Source organism: Streptomyces sp. NPDC001002 (assembly GCF_053599215.1).
This window is the reverse complement of sequence record NZ_JBSFLV010000002.1, coordinates 19,751-40,003: the sequence shown is the minus strand read 5'-3', so window position 1 is coordinate 40,003 and position 20,253 is coordinate 19,751. Positions and strand designations below refer to the sequence as shown.

The following is a 20,253-nucleotide window of genomic DNA, read 5'->3' as shown; positions in this document are numbered from 1 at the left end:
CGCCCCTTCGTCACGTACGGTCGTCAGCCGCCGTCGACCTCGGCCGCGATCCGCTCGCCGAGTTCCTTGTCGACGTTCTGCCAGTACTGCAGCGCCCGGGCCAGTACCGGCCGGGAGACGCCGTCGAGCAGATGGCCGGCGATGTTGGAGACCAGCCGGTCGCGGGCCGCGTCGTCCAGCACCTCGCGGACCATCGTGCCCGCCTGCCCGAAGTCGTCGTCCTCGCGGTGCAGCGCGTACGCCTCGCGGACCATCTCGCCCGCCGCCTGCCAGCCGGCGATGTCCCCGAACCGCTGCGTGTCCGCCGCGGGACCGCCGTAGGAGTTCGGTGCGTACGGGGCGCCCACGTCGGCCGCCTCGTAGCGCATCGGTCCGTCCTTGGCGTACGAATTCACCTTCGAGCGCGGCCGGTTGGGCGGCAGCTGGGTGTAGTTCGGGCCGATGCGGTAGCGGTGGGTGTCCGGGTAGGAGAAGAGGCGGCCGAGCAGCATCTTGTCCGGGGACGGGCCGATGCCCGGGACCAGATTGGACGGCTCGAACGCGGACTGCTCGATGTGGACGAAGTGGTCCTCGGGGTTCTTGTTCAGGGTCATCCGGCCGACCTCGATCAGCGGGTAGTCGCTGTGCGGCCAGACCTTGGTGAGGTCGAACGGGTTGAAGCGGTAGTCGGCCGCGTCCTCGAACGGCATCACCTGGACCCGCATCGTCCAGGACGGGTGCTCGCCCCGCTGGATCGAGTCGAACAGGTCCCGGCGGTGCACGTCCCCGTCCTCGCCGGCCAGCCGGTCGGCGTCGGCCTGGGCGAGGAACTCGACGCCCTGGTCGGTCTTCATGTGGTACTTGACCCAGAACCGCTCACCGGCGCCGTTGACCCACATGTAGGTGTGCGACGAGTAGCCGTTCATGTGCCGGTACGTCCGCGGCACGCCCCGGTCGCCCATCAGCCACGTCACCATGTGCGCGGACTCGGGGGAGAGGGTCCAGAAGTCCCACTGCATGTCGTGGTCGCGCAGTCCGTTGTCCGGCCGGCGCTTCTGCGAGCGGATGAAGTCCTGGAATTTCTGCGGGTCACGGACGAAGAAGACCGGGGTGTTGTTGCCCACGAGGTCGTAATTGCCGTGCTCGGTATAGAACTTGAGCGCGAAACCGCGCGGGTCGCGCCAGGTGTCCGGGGAGCCGAGCTCGCCGGCGACCGTGGAGAAGCGGGCCAGCATCTCGGTGCGTTTGCCGGGCTGGAAGAGGTCCGCCTTGGTGAACTGGCTGACGTCGTTGGTGACTTCGAAGGTCCCGTACGCGCCGCTGCCCTTGGCATGGACCACGCGCTCGGGGACCCGCTCCCGGTTGAACTGGGCCATCTTCTCGATGAGGTAGTGGTCCTGGAGCAGGATCGGGCCGTCGGACCCGACGGTGAGCGAGTGTTCGTCGCTCTCGACGGGGATGCCCGCGTTGGTCGTCGTGTACGGAACCTGCTGGGGTGCCTGCGTCACGATTGTCCTCCCATCCTCGGGTGAGGGGTCGGTCAGGCGCTTCGCGTACCCCAGCAGTCAACGCCTCCAACATGATGACGGCAACTTTTGGAATCGATCCAAACTTGATTCAGTTCCGGTTGAGCTCGAACCAGACCACCTTGCCGGTGCTGAGCCGGGTCGCTCCCCACCGTCTGGCCAGTTTGTTCACCAGATACAGCCCGCGACCGCCCTCGTCGGTGGCCCGCGCCTGGCGCAGCCGCGGCAGCTGCGGCACGTCGTCGCCGACCTCGCAGCGCAGCACGTCGGTCCGCAGCAGCCGCAGGGTGACCGGCCGGGAGGCGTACCGCACGGCGTTGGTCACGACCTCGCTGACCAGCAGCTCGACCGAGTCGCTCATGTCCTCCATGCCCCAGCGGGACAGCGCCCGCCGGGCCAGCCGGCGGGCCCGGCCGGGGGCCGCGTCCTCCGGTTCGAGGAACCAGTACGCCACGTCGCTGGGCGCGATCCCGTCGAAGCGGGCGGCGAGCAGCGCGATGTCGTCGTCCCGGTCGCCCGGGCCGAGCATGTCGAGGACCTCGTCGCAGAGGGCCTCCAGCGGCGGCGGATGGTCGGGGCCGGTCAGCTGCGCGGTCGCGGCGAGCTTCTCGCGCAGCTGCTCTATGCCGGTCCAGACGTCCCGCAGCCGGGACTCGACCAGGCCGTCGGTGTAGAGGAGCAGGGTGGCGCCCGCGGGCGCGTCCAGCTCGACGGCCTCGAAGTCCACGCCGCCGACGCCGATCGGGGCGCCCGGCGGCACTCGCAGCACCTCGGCCCGGCCGCCCAGGTGGAGCAGGACGGGCGGCGGGTGGCCGGCGTTGGCGATCGTGATGCGGTGCGAGACCGGGTCGTAGACCGCGTAGAGGCAGGTCGCCATGCGGTCGGTGCCCAGGCGCTGGGCCTGTTCGTCCAGGTGGTGCAGGACCTCCTGCGGGGGCAGGTCGAGGCCGGCCAGGGTCTGGGCCGTCGTGCGCAGCTGGCCCATGATCGCCGCGGAGGTCATGGAGTGGCCCATGACATCGCCGACCACGAGGGCCACCCGGCTGCCGGGCAGCGGGATGGCGTCGTACCAGTCGCCGCCGACCCGGGCCGTCTCGGCGGCCGGGAGGTAGCGGGAGGCCAGCCGGACGCCGGTGGGGCGCGGGAGCGTCTCGGGCAGCATCGTGCGCTGGAGCTCGTCGGCGATGTAGGCCTCGCGGCCGTACAGCACGGCCTTGTCGATGCCGAGCGCGCTGTGCGTGGCCAGTTGGGCCGCGACCAGCAGGTCGTCCGGCTCGAAGGCGATCCGCTCGGGGCGGCGCAGGAAGAGCGCGGCGCCGATCACCCGGCGCCGGCCGCGCAGCGGGGCGAGGATCGCGCGCTGGCCGCCGGGCACGCTGAACTCGCAGCCGTCGCCGAGCAGTTCGGGCAGGGCGGCGCGGGCCGCGGGCGCGTCCGTGAAGACCGGGCGGACCCCGCGCAGCACCTCGGCGAGCGCGCTGCCGGGGCGGACCTCGCACAACTCGGCGCCGAGCAGGTCCAGTTCGGTCACCTCGGCGGGCTCCGGCTGGAGCGCGGGCGTGAACCCGGCCTCGCTGTCCCGCTCCGCCGGTATCCGGTCGGTGCGGCGCAGGCGCAGCAGCAGCGGGCCTGTGGGGCGCTCGTCGCCGACCGGCAGCGGGTCGCGCAGATAGACCAGGATCGCGTCCGAGAACGTCGGGACGGTGGCCCGGCACAGCCCCATGACGATCTCGTCGAGGTCGATGCCGCGGGCGATCCGCCGGGTGGCGGCGCCCACGAACCGCAGCCGGTCCCCGTCCCGCCGCATGGGCGTGGGCCGCCCGGGCGGCAGTCCCTGTCCGGTGCGGCGCTCGGAGTCGCCGGAGTTCTGCTGCCCGGCCTGCTCGGCGCCGGGCTGGGCCGGGATGCCCTCGGGCGCGGGCCGCGGCCGGTGCGTGTCCGGCTCGGCGACGGCCGGCTGCGAGTGCTCGGAGCCGCCCGCGGGAGTGGCCGGATCCGCCCCCTTGCCCTTGTCCTTGTCGCATGGGTGGGCCGTGCCGGGAGTCGACGGTGTCTCGCCCGTGCGCGCCTGTGCGGGTAAGGCGGCCGAGGGCGATGCCGTCGCCGGTGTCGGGGTGTGCAGGAGCGCCCCGCGGGGGTCAGCGGGGTCGACGCCCGGCTGTGGGCGCTCGAAGGAGATGGGGTGCTCCGTCACGCGTGTCGAATCCGTCCGTCCGGGGCTGCGCGCCGCGCGCGCAGTTCGTCCCGCAGAAAACCCGATACCCGGAATGCGTGTCCCAGGAACGGAATTCCCGCGTGGTCAGAAGCTGTTCCTGCGCCACCGGCGCACCGTCTGCGGCTCCCAGGGCCAGGACCCGCGTCCACGCAGGCCCTGTCGGTGTTGCCCTCGTACCCCTCGCTCACGTCCTGCCGCCCCTCGGTGACGATCGGTCAAGCCCAGCGCATGCTCCGGGAGTTGCTACTGCGCGCCCTTGCGGAGGACGATCCTACGGTTGCGGACCGGGGGCGCATCAAGGGTCTCATGTGGACATGTGCGCGGGCATACGGTCCCAGCCCTCCGGGAGTGACGGTACATCCCACGACGGATCCGGGCGCCAGTGCTGCCATCCGTCGCGGAACGGCGGGCCCCAGGCGCGGATCACCTCCACCGCCGAACGCCCCGCCTCCCGTACCCGCTCGGCGACTTCGGCGTCCATCAGCCCGTCCCGCTGGGCCTGTGCGAACTCGTCCTCGTCCCGCCAGTGCCAACTGCGGTCCGGGTGCACGGAGATGTCGAGGAAGTGGTCCTCGGAATCGACGCCGCCGGCCCAACGGACCAGCGGCGACTCCAGATTCACGTACCAGTTCTTGAACTGCCAGCCCGGCTCCCAGAACAGCCACACCGACCAGGGCTCACCGGGTCGCGCCAGCTTCAGCACGCCCGTGCCGAACCAGGTGTCGCGCTGGACGGTGCGCGGCTTGGTGTAGCGCGATTCCAGCGGCTCCTGGTGCACCGGCGTACCGTCGCTGAGCACCGGCTTCACGCACTCGGTGCCGGGCGCGAGCCACACGGCGAGCAGCTCGGCGTCGTCACGCACGACCGTGACGGGGCGCGCGATGTGAAAACCCGGGCCCGCGTTCTCCCGGTAGCGCCACAGGATCCGGTCCCCGGGGGCCCAGAATCCCGTCGAACCGCCCGCTTCCGCTTCAGCTCTCACCGCTCCGCCCTCTGCCATGCACAGATATTAGGTGCCACAGGCATACGACGCTGCGGTCCGTGTCACGGTTCACGAACACTGTGGTTCTGGTTCGCAATCGGTTACGGGTGCGTCATGCGCAGTACATCCAGGGCCTCGTCGAGCTGTTCGACGGTGAGGTCGCCGCGTTCGACGTACGGGCCCTCCAGCACCACCTGGCGGATGGTCTTCCGCTCGGCCAGCGCCTTCTTGGCGACCTTGGCGGCCTCCTCGTACCCGATGTACTTGTTCAGCGGGGTCACCACGGACGGCGAGGACTCGGCGTACTCGCGGGCCCGCTCGCGGTGGGCCACGATGCCGTCGATCGTACGGTCGGCCAGCAGCCGGGAGACGTTGGCCAGCAGCCGGACCGACTCCAGGACGTTCTTCGCGATCACCGGCAGCATCACGTTGAGCTCGAAGTTGCCCGCGGCGCCGGCGGCGGCCACCGTCGCGTCGTTGCCCACGACCTGCGCGGCGACCATGAGGACGGCCTCCGGGACGACCGGGTTGACCTTGCCGGGCATGATCGACGAGCCGGGCTGGAGGTCGGGGAGGGAGATCTCGGCGAGGCCGGTGCGGGGCCCGGAGGCCATCCAGCGCAGGTCGTTGGAGATCTTGGTGAGCGAACCGGCGATCGTCCGCAGCTGCCCGCTGGTCTCGACGACGCCGTCCCGGGCGCCCTGCGCCTCGAAGTGGTTGCGGGCCTCGGTGAGCGGCAGCTCCGTGGCGCGGGCGACCTCCTCGATGACGGCCGCGGAGAAGCCGGGCGGGGTGTTGATGCCGGTGCCCACCGCCGTGCCGCCCAGCGGCAGCTCGGCCAGCCGGGGGAGGGAGGCGTGCAGCCGCTCGACGCCGTACCGCACCTGGGCCGCGTAGCCGCCGAACTCCTGGCCCAGCGTGACCGGCGTCGCGTCCATCAGGTGCGTGCGGCCGGACTTGACGACGTCCGCGAACTCCTCGGCCTTGCGCTCCAGGGAGGCGGCGAGGTGCTCCAGAGCGGGCACGAGGTCGCGGGTGACGGCGGCGGTGGCGGCGATGTGCAGGGAGGACGGGAAGACGTCGTTGGACGACTGGGAGGCGTTCACATGGTCGTTCGGATGGACGTCCCGGCCAAGGCGCTCCGTCGCCAGGGTCGCGATGACCTCGTTCGTGTTCATGTTGGAGGACGTGCCCGAGCCCGTCTGGAACACGTCGACGGGGAACTGGTCGTCCCAGTCCCCGCGCGCGACCTCCGCCGCCGCCTCCTGGATCGCCTCGGCGATGTCCTTGTCGAGCACCCCGAGGCGTGCGTTCACCTTCGCCGCGGCCCCCTTGATCCGCGCCAGCGCCTCGATGTGCGCGCGCTCGATCCGCTGTCCGGAGACGGGGAAGTTCTCTACGGCCCGCTGTGTCTGCGCCCGCCACTTGGCGTCGGCGGGCACGCGGACCTCGCCCATGGAGTCGTGCTCGATGCGGTAGTCGCTCATGTCCGGTACAGCGAACGGGGCGGCCCGGATGTTCCGGACCAGGGCCGTTCTTCGCGTACTTCGCCCGAACGGGTTTCCGCCCTGTGACCCAGGTCTCAGTACGGCCGTGCAGCAGAAGCGGACGTGTCCACGTCGAGAAGGGGTGACAGGAAGGGAGGAGCGTGTGGGGACCTACTTCAAGGCATCGGACTTACCGGCCCAGGGTTTTCCGGCGTCGGACTTCCAGGAATTCGTGGCCGCTCGATCGACCGCGTTGTTCCGGGGCGCCCTCGTCCTCACGGGCGACCGTGAGGCGGCGGAGGACCTGGTCCAGGAGACGCTGGAGAAGGCCTGCCGCAAGTGGCGCGTCATCGCCTCGAAGGACGCTCCGGACGCCTACGTCCGGCGGATCATGGTGAACCTGGCCAACGACCGCTGGCGCAGATTCCGCCGCCTGACCACGACTCCGCACCCGGACACCGGCGACACCGTCGCCCCGGGGGACGAGTACGGACAGGTGGACAGCAGGGACCAGTTGGTGCGCGCGCTGCAGCAACTGCCCATGCGGATGCGGACGGTGGTGGTGCTCCGGTACTTCCACGATCTCTCGGACGGCGAGATAGCGGCCGACCTCGGCATCACGCCGAGCACGGTCCGCTCCCAGCTGGCCCGGGGCATCGAGAAGCTCAGAAGCCAGTTCCCCGCACTCTCCGGCCCTTCGGCCCGGCGGCAGCACACGGAAGGGATCCGATGACCTCGTACGGCGACGCACGGCCTTCCGGCCGCACATCTTTCGAAGAGGAACTGATGAACGCCATGAACCGACTCGCCGACTCCGCCGAGACCCCCGAGTTCGACGCCCCGCAGATCGAGCGCCGTACCCGTCGCCGCCGTGCCGTCGGCATCGCGGCGGTCGCCGCCGCGCTCATCGCGGCCGGCGGGGGCACGGCCCTGGCCACCTCGGTCGCGAGCAGCAACAGCTCGACCCCGGCCGCGTCGAGCACCAGCAGCACGGCCACCACCCCCGCCGACAGCGACGCCACCACGCTGCTCTACACCTTCGCCGACGGGACCCACATCCGGATGGAGGTCGGCGGCTACGACCTGCAGATGGCCAAGGCCGTCCTGGAGAAGACCCAGACGAAGCTCGGCAGCGTCACCAAGAAGGCGGTCAAGGGCTGCAAGCCGGGCTCGGTGATCGGGGTCTCCCCGCACGCCCCGAAGGCCGTCAAGCCGGGCGACACGGTCGACATCGTGCTCTGCGCCGGCTGACCGGTCCCGACCTGGAACGACGACGCCCGCCCCTGCGCCAATCAGGGGCGGGCGTCCGTCACAGGATCACACGGTCACGCGAGGCCGGGTCCGCGCACCGGGATCGTCGTGAACGTCGGTGCGGGGGCCGGGTCCTGGAAGAAGTCGTTGCCCTTGTCGTCGACGACGACGAACGCGGGGAAGTCCTCGACCTCGATCTTCCAGACCGCCTCCATGCCGAGCTCCTCGTACTCGACGACCTCGACCTTCTTGATGCAGTCCTGGGCGAGCCGCGCGGCCGGGCCGCCGATGGAGCCGAGGTAGAAGCCGCCGTGCGCGTCGCACGCGTCGGTGACCTGTTTGCTGCGGTTGCCCTTGGCGAGCATCACCTTGGAGCCACCCGCGGCCTGGAACTGCTCGACGTAGGAGTCCATGCGCCCGGCCGTCGTCGGCCCGAAGGAACCCGACGCGTACCCCTCGGGGGTCTTCGCCGGACCCGCGTAGTACACCGGGTGGTCCTTCAGGTACTGCGGCATCTCCTCGCCCGCGTCCAGGCGTTCCTTGATCTTGGCGTGCGCGATGTCGCGGGCCACGACCAGCGGGCCGGAGAGCGAGAGCCGGGTCTTCACCGGGTACTTGGTCAGCTCGGCGAGGATGTCGTCCATCGGCTGGTTGAGGTCGATGCGGACGACGTCGGACTCGTCCAGGTGCTCGTCGGTGGTCTCCGGCAGGAAGCGCGCCGGGTCCGTCTCCAGCTGCTCCAGGAAGACGCCCTCGGCCGTCACCTTCGCCAGCGCCTGGCGGTCGGCGGAGCAGGAGACGGCGATGGCGACCGGGCAGGACGCCCCGTGCCGCGGCAGCCGCACCACGCGCACGTCGTGGCAGAAGTACTTGCCGCCGAACTGCGCCCCGATCCCGATCCGCTGTGTCAGCTCGAAGACCTTCTGCTCCAGCTCCTTGTCCCGGAAGCCGTGCCCCAGCTCCGAGCCCTCGGCCGGGATCTCGTCCAGGTAGTGCGCGGAGGCGTACTTCGCGGTCTTCAGCGCGTACTCCGCGCTCGTCCCGCCGACCACGATCGCCAGGTGGTACGGCGGACAGGCGGCCGTGCCCAGCGAACGGATCTTCTCCTCAAGGAACTTCATCATGGAGCCCTCGTTGAGGACCGCCTTCGTCTCCTGGTAGAGGAACGACTTGTTGGCCGAGCCGCCGCCCTTGGCCATGAACAGGAACTTGTAGGCGCCGCCGTCGGTCGCGTACAGCTCGATCTGGGCGGGCAGGTTCGACCCGGTGTTCTTCTCGTCCCACATGGTCAGCGGGGCCATCTGCGAGTACCGCAAATTGAGGTTCAGGTAGGCGTCGTAGATGCCGCGGGAGAGCGCCTTCTCGTCCTCACCTTCGGTGAGGACGTGCTGCCCGCGCTTGCCCATGACGATCGCCGTGCCGGTGTCCTGGCACATGGGCAGCACGCCGGCGGCCGCGATGTTCGCGTTCTTCAGCAGGTCGAGCGCCACGAACTTGTCGTTGCTCGACGCCTCGGGGTCGTCGATGATGCGCCGCAGCTGCGCCAGGTGCGCGGGCCGCAGATAGTGCTGGATGTCGTGGATGGCCTCCTCGGCGAGCTTGCGCAGCGCCTCCGGCTCCACCTTGAGGAAGGTCCGCCCGTCGGCCTCGAAGGTGGAGACACCCTCGGAGGTCACCAGCCGGTAGGGGGTGGTGTCCTCTCCCATGGGGAGCAGATCGGTGTACGCGAACTCAGGCATCTCAGCCCATTCCTCACTCGACAGACGGTCACCCGTCGACGCCGGCGGGCGCCCACCAGCGTAGAACCTGCCACTGACACGGTCCTTGTGAGGTAATCCTCAGTTGGCCGGAGTTGGTCGTCCACACCCCCTAGTCGCGATCTATCGCGTTTGGGTACGCTGCTGTCGTGGACCTTCAGAAGCAGCCCCAGCAGCAGGACAAGGCCCCCCGTGCCGCCGACCCCGAGGTCGTCGAGCTGCGCGCCTCGGACGCCGACCGGGACCGTATCGCCGACATCCTGCGCGAGGCCCTCGCCGAGGGCCGGCTCACGCCCGATGAGCACGCCGAGCGGGTCGAGGGCGTGCTCGCCGCCAAGACGGTGGGTGAGCTGGAGGTCTTCGTCCGGGACCTGCCGGTCGCGCACCGCCGTGCCGCCCCGTCCTTCGCCGCCGACCGCCCCGCCCCGGGCGAGGTCCCGGCGGAGGCCGACGACAACGTCGTGGCGGTCTTCAGCGCCGCCGTCCGCAAGGGCCGCTGGCGCGCGGGGCGCCGGATCCACGCGTACTCGATCTTCGGCTCGGTGGAGATAGACCTCAGCGAGGCGATCTTCGAGTACCAACAGGTCATGATCAAGGTCGTCTCGGTCTTCGGCGACATCCAGATCCGCGTCCCGGAGAACGTGTCGCTGCGCGGCACCGGCGGCGGTGTGCTCGGCAACTTCGAGGTGGACAACCTCGACGCGGAGGACCCGGAGGCGCCCGTCGTGTACGTCGACGGGTGGGCCGTACTGGGCAATGTCGAAGGCAAGGCGAAGCGCGGCAAGCTCGTCGCGGACATCATCGATCGGGTTCAGCGCAAGGTCGACAAGAATTTGCGCAAGCACCTGGACCGTTGACGGTTGCGAATCGAGCGGTTTCCGGAGGGAGTTGGTCCACCCGCGATGGGACTGCATCGGACCAAGGCCCTCTGGATTCCCAGCGGTTCGGAACTCAGTGCATAGGCACGCGCACAGCGGGTAGGCCTTGCTGCATCGTCTCTCGCTCGCGAAGCCGTCGTCAGGAGTAGACCGTGCTGCAACCGCCGCATTCGTCCCTGCAGGTCGCTGCCGTTCCGGCCCAGCGGGTGCCAGTGCGGGACAGGGACCAAGACGCACCCTGGCACACCGAGGCGGTGTGCCGGCGCGACGAGGCCGGCCTGTTCTTCGCACCGTCCAAGGAACCCACCGCCGCCCGACTCTCCCGTGAGGCGGCCGCGAAGCGCGTCTGCGCCGGCTGTCCGGTCATGGTCGAGTGCCGAGAACACGCACTGCTGCAACCCGAGCCCTACGGAGTCTGGGGCGGACTCACCGCAGCGGAACGCCGAGTGGTCCTGGCCCGCAGGCGCCGCCGCGACATGGAGTTGAAGAAGGCGGCGAGGGCGTCGGGCCGCATAGCGCAGGCAGGCTGACACACGCGAAGGGCGCCCCCACCGCACCGGGGGCGCCCTTCGCGTTCTGGATCGGCCGTTGTGGGGCCCTACTTGGCGCGGTCGAAGTCGATCGCGCTGTACGCCCGCAGCTTGCTCAGCCGGTGCTCCGAGTCGATCCGCCGGACCGTGCCGGACTTGGACCGCATCACGATGGAGTCGGTGGTCGCGGTCTCCGAGCGGTACCGCACACCCCGCAGCAGCTCCCCGTCCGTGATCCCGGTCGCGACGAAGAACACGTTCTCGCCCGACACCAGGTCGTCGTTGGTGAGCACCCGGTCCAGGTCGTGCCCGGCGTCCAGCGCCCGCTGCCGCTCGGCGTCGTCCTTCGGCCACAACTTGCCCTGGATCACACCGCCCAGGCACTTCACGGCACAGGCCGAGATGATGCCCTCGGGGGTGCCGCCGATACCGAGCAGCAGATCGACGCCGGTGCCCTCGCGCAGCGCCAGGATCGAGCCCGCGACATCGCCGTCGGAGATCAGCTTGATCCGCGCACCGGTCTCCCGGATCTCCTTGATGATCCCGTCGTGCCGCGGCCGGTCCAGGACGACGACGGTGACGTCCTCGGGCGTGACCCGCTTGGCCTTGGCGACCCGGCGGACGTTCACCGAGATCGGGGCCTCGATGTCGACGAACTCGGCGGCCTCGGGCCCGGTGACCAGCTTGTCCATGTAGAACACGGCGGACGGGTCGAACATCGAACCCCGGTCCGCGGCGGCCAGCACGGCGATCGCGTTCGGCATGCCCTTGGCGTTGAGCGTGGTCCCGTCGATCGGGTCGACGGCGATGTCGCACTCGGGCCCGGTGCCGTCACCGACGCGCTCGCCGTTGAAGAGCATCGGCGCCTCGTCCTTCTCGCCCTCACCGATGACGACGACGCCGTTCATCGAGACGGTGGAGACGAGGGTCCGCATGGCGCGCACCGCGGCACCGTCCGCACCGTTCTTGTCGCCGCGCCCGACCCAGCGGCCCGCGGCCATCGCGGCGGCTTCGGTCACTCGGACGAGCTCAAGGGCGAGGTTGCGGTCGGGGGCTTCGCTGGGGACTTCGAGTTCGGTCGGCAAGTGATGATGCTCGGTCATCGAGGCGCACCTTTCTGATACGACGACGGCCGGATGAGGGTTCGACCATCGACTCTATCGTCAGTCCGACAAAATGAGCAGGGGCCCCCACGGATGAGCGGGCCGGGCACCTGCGACGATGGGGCGCGTGGCAGGTTCGAACAGCGAGACCGGCAAGACCGGCGCGACCGGCAGGACCGGCAGGCAGAAGACGGTCCGGGACATGATTCTGTCCCTGGGCCTGATCATGATCGCGGCGGCGGTCATCTACGTCTTCATCCCGCACGACGACTCACCCCCGGACATCAAGCCGGTCGACTACCGCGTCGAGCTGCTCACCGCGCGCCGCGCCGCCTCCTATCCGGTGGCCGCCCCGGAGGGCCTGTCCACGGGCTGGAAGGCGACCTCCGTCCGCTTCCGCGGCGACGAGTTCGACGCCTGGCACCTCGGCTTCAACGCCCCCGGTGGTCAGTACGTGCAGGTCGAGCAGTCGACTCAGAAGCCGGGCGCGTTCATAGACACCGCAAGCCAGGGCGCCGAGGCGACCAAGGCCACGCAGCGGATCGAGGGCCGCACCTGGACGCGGTACACCGGCGGTCGCTACGACGCCCTCGTGCTGTCGGAGAAGGGCGCGACGACGGTGGTCGCGGGCACGGGCTCGTACGCGCAACTGACGGAGATGGCGCGGGCGCTGAAGATGGAGTGACCTGCCACCCCACGTACGACGAAGGCCCCCGGCGGATGTGCCGGGGGCCTTCACGCGTGTCGGGGCCGTTCTCAGACGGTGGTGACGACCTCGTCGTACGCCAGTCGCGGGGAGCGCGGGAACCAGGCGTCCTCGCCCGGCTTGCCGATGTTGACGACCATCAGCGGGGTGTGGTCGTCGTCCAGGAACTCCTTCTGGACGCCCGCGAGGTCGAGACCGGTCATCGGGCCCGCGGCGAGGCCGGCGGCGCGGATGCCGATGATGAAGTACGCGGCCTGCAGCGCGGCGTTCAGGGCGGCGTTGGCCTCGCGGACCGGGCGCTCGGCGAAGACGGCGTCCTTGGCCTGCGGGAAGTGCGGGAAGAGGGTGGGCAGTTCCTCGTGGAACTCGTTGTCCGCGGCGAGGATCGCGACCAGCGGGGCGGCGGCGGTCTTCTTCTGGTTGCCCTCGGCCAGGTGCCGCACCAGGCGCTCGCGGGCCTCGGGGGAGCGGACCAGGGTGACGCGCAGGGGCGACTGGTTCATGGACGTCGGGCCGTACTTGACCAGGTCGTAGATCGCCTGCACCTGCTCGTCGGTCACCGGCTCGTCGGTGAAGGTGTTGGCGGTGCGGGCCTCGCGGAACAGCAGGTCCTGGGCGGTGGGGTCAAGGGCGAGAGACATGCGTGAACTTCCTCGGGGGTAGCCTGGAACCGGGTAACCGGACCGCGGTCCGGATCTGCTTACGGCATGAAGGTACGCCAGATGAAGTTCAAGGTTCAACAAAAAGCGGGGTGACGTGATCCGCTTCACATACGTGATCGGCTGGCGGGTCGGCCACCGGGCTCGGCCACGGTGGTCGGCCATTCCGGTCGGCGCATACGGCAGGGGCGGCACCGTTGTTCCGCTCGGTGCCGCCCCTGCTCGGTACTCGCTACTCGGTGCCGTGCCTACTCGGCGTCGGCCTCGTCCGTCTCCCCGGTCTCTTCCTCCGCCAGCGCCGCGTCCAGCCGTGCCCGGGCGCCGTCCAGCCAGCGCCGGCACACCTTGGCCAGCTCCTCGCCCCGCTCCCAGAGCGCCAGGGACTCCTCCAGCGTCGTACCGCCCGCCTCCAGGCGTCGCACGACCTCGATCAGCTCGTCCCGCGCCTGCTCGTACCCGAGCGTCTCTTCCGCCACCTTGCTGGTCATTCCGCCCACCCTATGCATCGCCCGCGTCGACTCGAACCGTGAACTCGCCCTCGGCGACCCGCGCCCGCAGGGACTCCGCCGCCGTCACGTCGTCCGGCGCGCGGACCACATGACCGTCGGCCTTCTGCAGCACCGCGTACCCGCGCTTGAGGGTGGCGGCCGGGGAGAGCGCCACCACGCGCGCGTGCGTGTGCGTCAGCTCGGAGTCGGCGCGGTCCAGGAGATGCCCCAGGGTGCGCCGCCCCCGGTCGAGCAGGGACGCGACATGGTCGGCCCGCTCGTCCACCATCCGGTGCGGATCCTCTATCGAGGGCCGCGCCAGCGCCTGCGCCAGCCCGCGCTCCTCCCGCTCGACGAAGGCCCGCACCGAGCGCCGGGCCCGGTCGCGCAGCTGCCGCACGCGCTCGTACTCCTCGCCCACGTCCGGTACGACCTTCTTGGCGGCGTCGGTGGGGGTGGAGGCCCGCAGGTCGGCCACGTAGTCCAGGAGCGGGTTGTCGGGCTCGTGCCCGATGGCCGACACGACCGGCGTACGGCACTCGGCGACCACGCGCACGAGCTGCTCGTCGGAGAAGGGCAGCAGGTCCTCCACGCTGCCGCCGCCGCGCGCGACGATGATCACGTCGACGCCCTCGGTCTCGTCGAGCTCCTTCACGGCCTGCACGACCTGCGGCACCGCGTGCACGCCCTGAACGGCGACATTGCGCACCTCGAAGCGGACGGCGGGCCAGCGGTGCCGCGCGTTCTCCAGCACGTCCCGCTCGGCGGCGGAGGCGCGTCCGCAGACCAGCCCGATCAACTGCGGCAGAAAGGGCAGCGCCTTCTTCCGCTCCGGCGCGAACAGCCCCTCGGCGGCCAGCGACTTCTTCAACTGCTCCAGCCGCGCGAGCAGTTCCCCCACCCCGACCGGCTTTATCTCCGTGGCCCGCAACGACAACTGCCCCCGCGGCGCATACCACTCGGGCTTCGCCTGTACGACGACCCGCGCGCCCTCGCTCACCACATCGGCGACCGTGTCGAACACCTGCCGGAAACAGGTCACGCTGATCGAGATGTCGTACGAGGGATCACGCAGCGTCAGAAACACCACACCGGCGCCGGGTCGCCGCGACAGCTGGGTGATCTGCCCCTCGACCCACACCGCCCCGAGCCGGTCGATCCACCCCCCGATCAGCCGGGAGACCTCACCGACGGGGAGCGGCGCTTCCGCGGACGTGTTGAGAGCCATGCAGGTGAGCGTATCCGCAGGCACCGACAACGGGCCGGACGCGGCTCAGTCCGCCGCCGGCCCCCGCCGCCGTTGCGCGAACAGCACCGCCAACCCGATCGCCAGCCACACCGCACCCACCACCTGGGCCGTCCCCGACGCCTCGACGATGACCGCGACGGTGATCGCCGCTCCGAGCACCGGCATCAGCACGTGCCGCCACCAGACGACCGGGCCGCCGGCCCGGCGGACCGCGAACCAGCTCACCACGCTCGCGTGCAGCAGCGTGAAGGCCGTCAACGCGCCGATGTCGACGACCGACACCAGGTGGTCCATCCCGTCGTCCCGGCGGGCCGCCCAGACCGCGGCGACCAGGGTGATGACGGCCGCGCAGAGCAGCGCGACGCGCGGCACCCCGGAGTCCGTCTTCGACAGCGCCCGAGGGAGCCTGCGCTCGCGGCCCATGGCGAACAGCAGCCGCCCCGCGGCCGCCTGCCCGGCCAGCGCCGCGAAGGCCGCGCCGATCGCCTTGCTCACGGCCACCAGATCGTGCAGCCAGGTACCGACGGAGGTGTCCACGGCGTCGTAGAAGGCCGTCCCCTGCTTGCCCGGATCGGCGGCCAGTTGGGCGGACGTCGTCGGCTCCAGGAGCGCCACCAGATACGACTGCGCCACGAACAGCACGCCCGCCAGGGCCAGACAGAACAGCACCGCGCGGGCGACCTTCTCCGAGCCGCCCGTGACCTCCTCCGCGAAGGACGCGATCGCGTCGAAGCCGAGATACGACAGCACCGCCACCGACACCGCGCCGATCACCGCCGACAGCGCGAACGCCCCCTGGGTGCCGTCCCCGGACAGCGGCGACAGCCACCCCCGCTCGGCCCCGTCCCGCGCGAGCACGACGACGGCCGACACGACGAAGATCAGCAGCACGACGATCTCCATCGCCAGGACCAGGAAGCCCACCCGGGCCGCGGCCCGAACACCCCACAGGTTCAGCAGGGTCGTGACGACGACCGCGATCGCCGTCCACACCCAGCGCGAGACCTCAGGGACCAGGGAGTTCATCGCGATCCCGGAGAACAGGTACGCCACCGCCGGGATGAGCAGGTAGTCCAGCATCGCCATCCAGCCGGCGACGAACCCCGCCTCCTTGCCGAGCGCCACGCGCGCGTAGGCGAACACCGACCCCGCCAGGGGGACCACCCGCACCATCTGCGCGTAGCTGAAAGCGGTGAACGCCATGGCGATCGTCGCGACGACGTAGACCAGCGCCACCGCCCCGTGCGACTTCGCGTCCAGGGTGCCGAACACGCCGACGGGCGCCATCGGGGCGATGAACAGCAGCCCGTAGACGACGAGGTCCCGGAAGCCCAGGCTCCGTCGCAGGTCGTGCCCCGCCTCGTCCGTTCGTGCCGCCGTGCCGGTCCCGGACATCGTGCCTCCGCCTGTGCCTCGCCCGTCGAGTCCTTCCCCACCCCTCCCACCGCACGGCCAGTCTCCCCAAGGAGGCGATCTTTGACCCGTCGGGCGCGGCCTTACGATGGTTCCCATGACTGCTTCGCCTGGCCGCCGTGTCCTGCTCGCCGCCCCCCGGGGCTACTGCGCGGGTGTGGACCGCGCCGTGATCGCCGTCGAGAAAGCCCTGGAGCAGTACGGGGCTCCGATCTATGTCCGGCACGAGATCGTGCACAACAAGTACGTCGTGCAGACCCTCGAGAAGAAGGGCGCCGTCTTCGTCGAGCGGACGGAGGAGGTCCCCGAGGGGAACATCGTGATGTTCTCCGCGCACGGTGTGGCCCCCGTCGTCCACGAGGAGGCCGCGCGGGGCAGGCTCGCCACCATCGACGCGACCTGCCCGCTGGTCACCAAGGTCCACAAGGAAGCCGTCCGCTTCGCCAACGACGACTACGACATCCTCTTGATCGGGCACGAGGGCCACGAGGAGGTCATCGGCACCTCCGGGGAGGCCCCCGACCACATCACCCTGGTCGACGGCCCGGAGGACGTCTCCAAGGTGGAGGTCCGCGACCCGTCCAAGGTCGTATGGCTCTCGCAGACCACGCTCTCCGTCGACGAGACCATGGAGACGGTGGATGCGTTGAAGGAGAAGTTCCCGCAGCTCATCTCGCCGCCCAGCGACGACATCTGCTACGCCACCCAGAACCGTCAGCTCGCCGTGAAGCAGATGGGCGAGGAGGCCGAGCTGGTGATCGTGGTCGGTTCGAAGAACTCCTCCAACTCCGTACGGCTCGTCGAGGTCGCCAAGCTCGCCGGCTCCCGCGAGGCCTACCTGGTGGACTTCGCGGACGAGATCGACGAGGCCTGGCTGGAGGGTGTCTCCACGGTCGGCGTCACCTCCGGCGCCTCGGTGCCGGAGATCCTGGTCGAGCAGGTCCTGGAGTGGCTCTCGCAGCGCGGCTTCGAGGACGTCGAGCTGGTCCGGGCGGCCGAGGAGTCCATCACGTTCTCCCTGCCCAAGGAGCTGCGCCGGGACCTGCGGGACGAGGCGGCCGCGCTGGTCGCCGAGCGCGGTGGATCCGGAGCGGGGTCGGGTACGGGATCGGGTACTGGATCCGGTGCGGGATCCGTTACGGATACCGCCTCCGCTGAGTGACTGTCAGTCCATCGTCGTAACGTAGAGCCATGCAGATCTTCGGTGTGGACATCGGTGGGTCCGGGATCAAGGGCGCCCCTGTGGATTTGGACAAGGGCGACCTGGCGGAGGAGCGCTTCAAGGTGCTCACTCCGCACCCGGCGACGCCCGACGGAGTGGCGGACGGCGTCAAGGAGGTCGTCGAGCACTTCGGCTGGACGGGCCCGGTCGGGCTGACGTTCCCGGGCGTGGTGACGGGCGGATCGACGATCCGTACGGCGGCCAACGTCGACAAGAGCTGGATCGACACGGACGCGCGCGTGCTGTTCAGCGACCGGCTCGGCGGCCATGACGTGACGGTCGTCAATGACGCGGACGCGGCGGGCGTCGCCGAGATGGCCTTCGGCGCGGGCCGCGACCGCAAGGGCACGGTCATTCTTCTGACCTTCGGCACCGGTATCGGCAGCGCGGTCTTCGTGGACGGCGTCCTCGTCCCGAACACCGAGCTGGGCCATCTGGAGCTGCACGGCCACGACGCGGAGACACGCGCCTCCAGCAAGGCCAAGGACGACGGCGAGCTGACCTGGGAGCACTGGGCGCACCGCGTCCAGAAATACCTGGCCCATGTCGAGATGCTGTTCACGCCCGAGCTGTTCATCATCGGCGGCGGCGTCAGCCGCAAGGCCGACAAGTTCCTGCACTTCATCGAGGACATCAAGGCGGAGATCGTCCCGGCGCAGTTGCAGAACAACGCGGGGATCGTGGGGGCGGCGATGCATGCGGCGGGGCGGGACGGCGGGCGGTAGGCCGGTAGGCGGGGGTTCGGTCGGGTCGCCGTCGGCGGTTGGTGGGTGGCGCTCGCGTCAGGCAGGCGGGAGCCGGTGGGTGGCCGGCGGCTGCCGGACGGCGCCCCCGTCAGGTCACCGGCGACCGGCCCGTGCCGCCGCCGTGCGCTGGCGCATGAGCTGGATCTTGCGGGCGGAGGCGATCAGGCCCGCGACGAGGGTGCCGCCGTACAGCCAGCCGGCCTGGGTGGCGAGGGCTGTCACCAGGCCCATCAGGCGGCCGAGGAACCCGCCGTTGCTGTCGGCGACGGGCAGCAGGCCGACGGCGAAGGCGATGGGGACGACGACCGGGGCGGTCACCAGGTCGCCCCGCCGCACCCAGCACGCGGTCAGCACGCACACCGGCAGGAACAGCACGCCGTAGACGGTCAGGGACGACCCGAACAGCAGCGCGTCCAGGCAGCCGAGCACGAACATCACCGCCCCGCAGAACAGCCCGCCGCCCAGCCCCGTCAGCCGCGGGTTGGGCATCCGCCGCACGGCATCGGCCAGCGGCGGACCGGGCCGGCGTACGGGCGTGGCCTGGCGGGCGGCCGGGCGGCTCGCCGGGCGACGCGGTGCCGGGCGCGCACCGCCGCTCCTGCCACTCCCGCCGCTGCCGTTCTCGCCGCGCGTCGCCTGCGGGGGCAGCGGGGGTGTGCCGCGTCGCGGTCCGTGCTGCGGGGGTCGCGTCCTGTGTTGCTCCACTGGACAAACTTAGGTCGGTTTATGTGCCGAATCGCTTCCGGGACACGCCGGAGGACGGACCTTGGCCAAGCGTTCGACTGGTAGCCGGGGCGGGTGCGGGCACGCCGTAGACTGGTGGATCGGCCCGCCCGCGCACCGAAGAAGGACCGCGCACCGAAGTAAGGACCGGGCCCGCAACCCCAGTGCCGCCCCAAGTCCCAGCCCCCTGATGTCTCTCACGTACGGGAAGTCGCAACGTGTCGCTCACGATCGGAATCGTCGGTCTGCCGAATGTCGGCAAGTCGACCCTGTTCAACGCCCTGACCAAGAACGACGTGCTCGCGGCCAACTACCCGTTCGCCACGATCGAGCCGAACGTCGGCGTGGTCGGCGTCCCCGACGCGCGCCTGACGAAGCTGGCCGAGATCTTCTCCTCCCAGAAGATCATCCCGGCGACCGTCGACTTCGTGGACATCGCCGGCATCGTGAAGGGTGCCTCCGAGGGCGAGGGCCTGGGCAACAAGTTCCTGGCGAACATCCGTGAGTCCGACGCGATCTGCCAGGTCATCCGCGCCTTCAAGGACGAGAACGTCGTGCACGTCGACGGCAAGGTCTCGCCCAAGGACGACATCGAGACGATCAACACCGAGCTGATCCTCGCCGACCTGCAGACCATCGAGAAGGTCCTGCCGCGCCTCCAGAAGGACTCGCGCATCAAGAAGGACATCGTCCCGAAGGTCGCGGCGGTCGAGGCGGCGAAGGAGATCCTGGAGCGGGGCGACACCCTCTTCTCGCAGGGCATCGTCCAGGGCTCGGGCAAGGAGGAACTCCTCCACGACCTGCACCTGCTGACGACGAAGCCCTTCCTCTACGTCTTCAACGTCGACGAGGACGAGCTGGTCGACGAGGACTTCAAGACCGAACAGCGTGCCCTGGTCGCCCCCGCCGAGGCGATCTTCCTCAACGCCAAGCTGGAGCAGGACCTCGCCGAACTGGACGAGGAGGACGCGATGGAACTCCTGGAGTCCGTCGGCGCCGACGAGCCCGGCCTCGCCACCCTCGCCCGCGTCGGCTTCGACACCCTCGGCCTCCAGACCTACCTCACGGCCGGCCCCAAGGAATCCCGAGCCTGGACCATCAAGAAGGGCGCCACCGCCCCCGAGGCGGCCGGCGTCATCCACACCGACTTCCAGAAGGGCTTCATCAAGGCGGAGGTCATCTCCTTCGCCGACCTGGTGGAGATGGGGTCGGTCGCGGAGGCCCGCGCGAAGGGGAAGGCGCGGATGGAGGGCAAGGAGTATGTGATGCAGGACGGGGATGTGGTGGAGTTCCGGTTCAACGTGTAGCGGGTGACGTAGCCGACCCGAAACCCCTGCTT

Annotated in this window: 19 protein-coding genes; 8 read left to right on the top strand and 11 right to left on the bottom strand. The window is 70.3% G+C overall.

From position 1 onward, the window contains the following. Positions 1 to 23: 23 nt before the first annotated feature. The 4 genes from ACWDR3_RS01535 to ACWDR3_RS01520 all read right to left on the bottom strand — a co-directional run bounded on the left by ACWDR3_RS01535 (position 24) and on the right by ACWDR3_RS01520 (position 6,189). Complete coding sequence (locus ACWDR3_RS01535; protein ID WP_450349870.1) at positions 24 to 1,487, bottom strand: catalase; 1,464 nt, start codon at positions 1,485 to 1,487, stop codon at positions 24 to 26. A 109-nt stretch (positions 1,488 to 1,596) separates the two neighbouring features. Further along, a complete protein-coding gene (locus ACWDR3_RS01530) occupies positions 1,597 to 3,699 on the bottom strand; it encodes a SpoIIE family protein phosphatase (RefSeq protein ID WP_450349869.1) in 2,103 nt (700 codons plus the stop codon). Positions 3,700 to 4,024: 325 nt separating this feature from the next. Next, positions 4,025 to 4,720, bottom strand: coding sequence for a cytidylyl-2-hydroxypropylphosphonate hydrolase (gene fomD / locus ACWDR3_RS01525; protein ID WP_450349868.1), 696 nt, complete (start codon positions 4,718 to 4,720; stop codon positions 4,025 to 4,027). A gap of 83 nt (positions 4,721 to 4,803) precedes the next feature. After that, positions 4,804 to 6,189, bottom strand: coding sequence for a class II fumarate hydratase (locus ACWDR3_RS01520; RefSeq protein ID WP_401713425.1), 1,386 nt, complete (start codon positions 6,187 to 6,189; stop codon positions 4,804 to 4,806). Between the two features lie 163 nt (positions 6,190 to 6,352). On the opposite strand from ACWDR3_RS01520, the gene ACWDR3_RS01515 reads away from it, so the two are divergent. Continuing rightward, entirely contained in the window at positions 6,353 to 6,922 is a 570-nt protein-coding gene (locus ACWDR3_RS01515) for a SigE family RNA polymerase sigma factor (protein WP_450349867.1), read from the top strand. Positions 6,923 to 6,975: 53 nt separating this feature from the next. Further along, entirely contained in the window at positions 6,976 to 7,440 is a 465-nt protein-coding gene (locus tag ACWDR3_RS01510; protein ID WP_450349865.1) for a PASTA domain-containing protein, read from the top strand. Positions 7,441 to 7,514: 74 nt separating this feature from the next. Here ACWDR3_RS01510 and ACWDR3_RS01505 read toward each other — a convergent pair whose 3' ends face one another. Next, positions 7,515 to 9,179, bottom strand: a complete 1,665-nt coding sequence (locus ACWDR3_RS01505) for a fumarate hydratase (protein WP_450349863.1) — start codon at positions 9,177 to 9,179, stop codon at positions 7,515 to 7,517. A gap of 167 nt (positions 9,180 to 9,346) precedes the next feature. Between ACWDR3_RS01505 and ACWDR3_RS01500 the strand changes: the two genes are divergently transcribed. After that, positions 9,347 to 10,054: a DUF1707 SHOCT-like domain-containing protein gene (locus ACWDR3_RS01500; RefSeq protein ID WP_450349862.1), complete on the top strand. Its 708-nt coding sequence runs from the start codon at positions 9,347 to 9,349 to the stop codon at positions 10,052 to 10,054. A 173-nt stretch (positions 10,055 to 10,227) separates the two neighbouring features. After that, positions 10,228 to 10,605 carry a WhiB family transcriptional regulator gene (locus tag ACWDR3_RS01495; RefSeq protein WP_123997989.1) on the top strand — a complete coding sequence of 126 codons (378 nt, stop codon included), beginning with the start codon at positions 10,228 to 10,230 and terminating at the stop codon, positions 10,603 to 10,605. A 68-nt stretch (positions 10,606 to 10,673) separates the two neighbouring features. Here ACWDR3_RS01495 and glpX read toward each other — a convergent pair whose 3' ends face one another. Next, positions 10,674 to 11,708, bottom strand: a complete 1,035-nt coding sequence (gene glpX, locus ACWDR3_RS01490) for a class II fructose-bisphosphatase (RefSeq protein ID WP_450349860.1) — start codon at positions 11,706 to 11,708, stop codon at positions 10,674 to 10,676. 127 nt (positions 11,709 to 11,835) lie between these two features. On the opposite strand from glpX, the gene ACWDR3_RS01485 reads away from it, so the two are divergent. After that, entirely contained in the window at positions 11,836 to 12,393 is a 558-nt protein-coding gene (locus tag ACWDR3_RS01485) for a DUF4245 domain-containing protein (RefSeq protein WP_450349858.1), read from the top strand. Between the two features lie 71 nt (positions 12,394 to 12,464). Here the strand turns inward: ACWDR3_RS01485 and ACWDR3_RS01480 are convergent, their stop codons facing one another. The 4 genes from ACWDR3_RS01480 to ACWDR3_RS01465 form a co-directional block, all read right to left on the bottom strand. Beyond that, the gene (locus ACWDR3_RS01480; protein ID WP_450349856.1) at positions 12,465 to 13,055 is read right to left on the bottom strand and encodes a malonic semialdehyde reductase; all 591 of its coding nucleotides are present in this window, start codon (positions 13,053 to 13,055) and stop codon (positions 12,465 to 12,467) included. Between the two features lie 266 nt (positions 13,056 to 13,321). After that, positions 13,322 to 13,561 carry an exodeoxyribonuclease VII small subunit gene (locus tag ACWDR3_RS01475; RefSeq protein WP_450349855.1) on the bottom strand — a complete coding sequence of 80 codons (240 nt, stop codon included), beginning with the start codon at positions 13,559 to 13,561 and terminating at the stop codon, positions 13,322 to 13,324. A gap of 10 nt (positions 13,562 to 13,571) precedes the next feature. Continuing rightward, positions 13,572 to 14,789, bottom strand: coding sequence for an exodeoxyribonuclease VII large subunit (gene xseA / locus ACWDR3_RS01470; RefSeq protein WP_450349854.1), 1,218 nt, complete (start codon positions 14,787 to 14,789; stop codon positions 13,572 to 13,574). Positions 14,790 to 14,834: 45 nt separating this feature from the next. After that, positions 14,835 to 16,205 (bottom strand): APC family permease, encoded by a 1,371-nt coding sequence (locus tag ACWDR3_RS01465; RefSeq protein WP_450349852.1) that lies wholly within the window; start codon positions 16,203 to 16,205, stop codon positions 14,835 to 14,837. A gap of 106 nt (positions 16,206 to 16,311) precedes the next feature. On the opposite strand from ACWDR3_RS01465, the gene ACWDR3_RS01460 reads away from it, so the two are divergent. Together ACWDR3_RS01460 and ppgK are read left to right on the top strand one after the other, a co-directional pair. Beyond that, positions 16,312 to 17,385: a 4-hydroxy-3-methylbut-2-enyl diphosphate reductase gene (locus tag ACWDR3_RS01460; protein ID WP_450349850.1), complete on the top strand. Its 1,074-nt coding sequence runs from the start codon at positions 16,312 to 16,314 to the stop codon at positions 17,383 to 17,385. 29 nt (positions 17,386 to 17,414) lie between these two features. Next, entirely contained in the window at positions 17,415 to 18,170 is a 756-nt protein-coding gene (ppgK, locus tag ACWDR3_RS01455; protein WP_450349849.1) for a polyphosphate--glucose phosphotransferase, read from the top strand. A gap of 114 nt (positions 18,171 to 18,284) precedes the next feature. Here ppgK and ACWDR3_RS01450 read toward each other — a convergent pair whose 3' ends face one another. After that, positions 18,285 to 18,896 (bottom strand): DUF6542 domain-containing protein, encoded by a 612-nt coding sequence (locus ACWDR3_RS01450; protein ID WP_450349848.1) that lies wholly within the window; start codon positions 18,894 to 18,896, stop codon positions 18,285 to 18,287. A 236-nt stretch (positions 18,897 to 19,132) separates the two neighbouring features. Between ACWDR3_RS01450 and ychF the strand changes: the two genes are divergently transcribed. Continuing rightward, positions 19,133 to 20,221, top strand: coding sequence for a redox-regulated ATPase YchF (ychF, locus tag ACWDR3_RS01445; protein ID WP_402352331.1), 1,089 nt, complete (start codon positions 19,133 to 19,135; stop codon positions 20,219 to 20,221). The last annotated feature ends 32 nt before the right edge of the window (positions 20,222 to 20,253 follow it).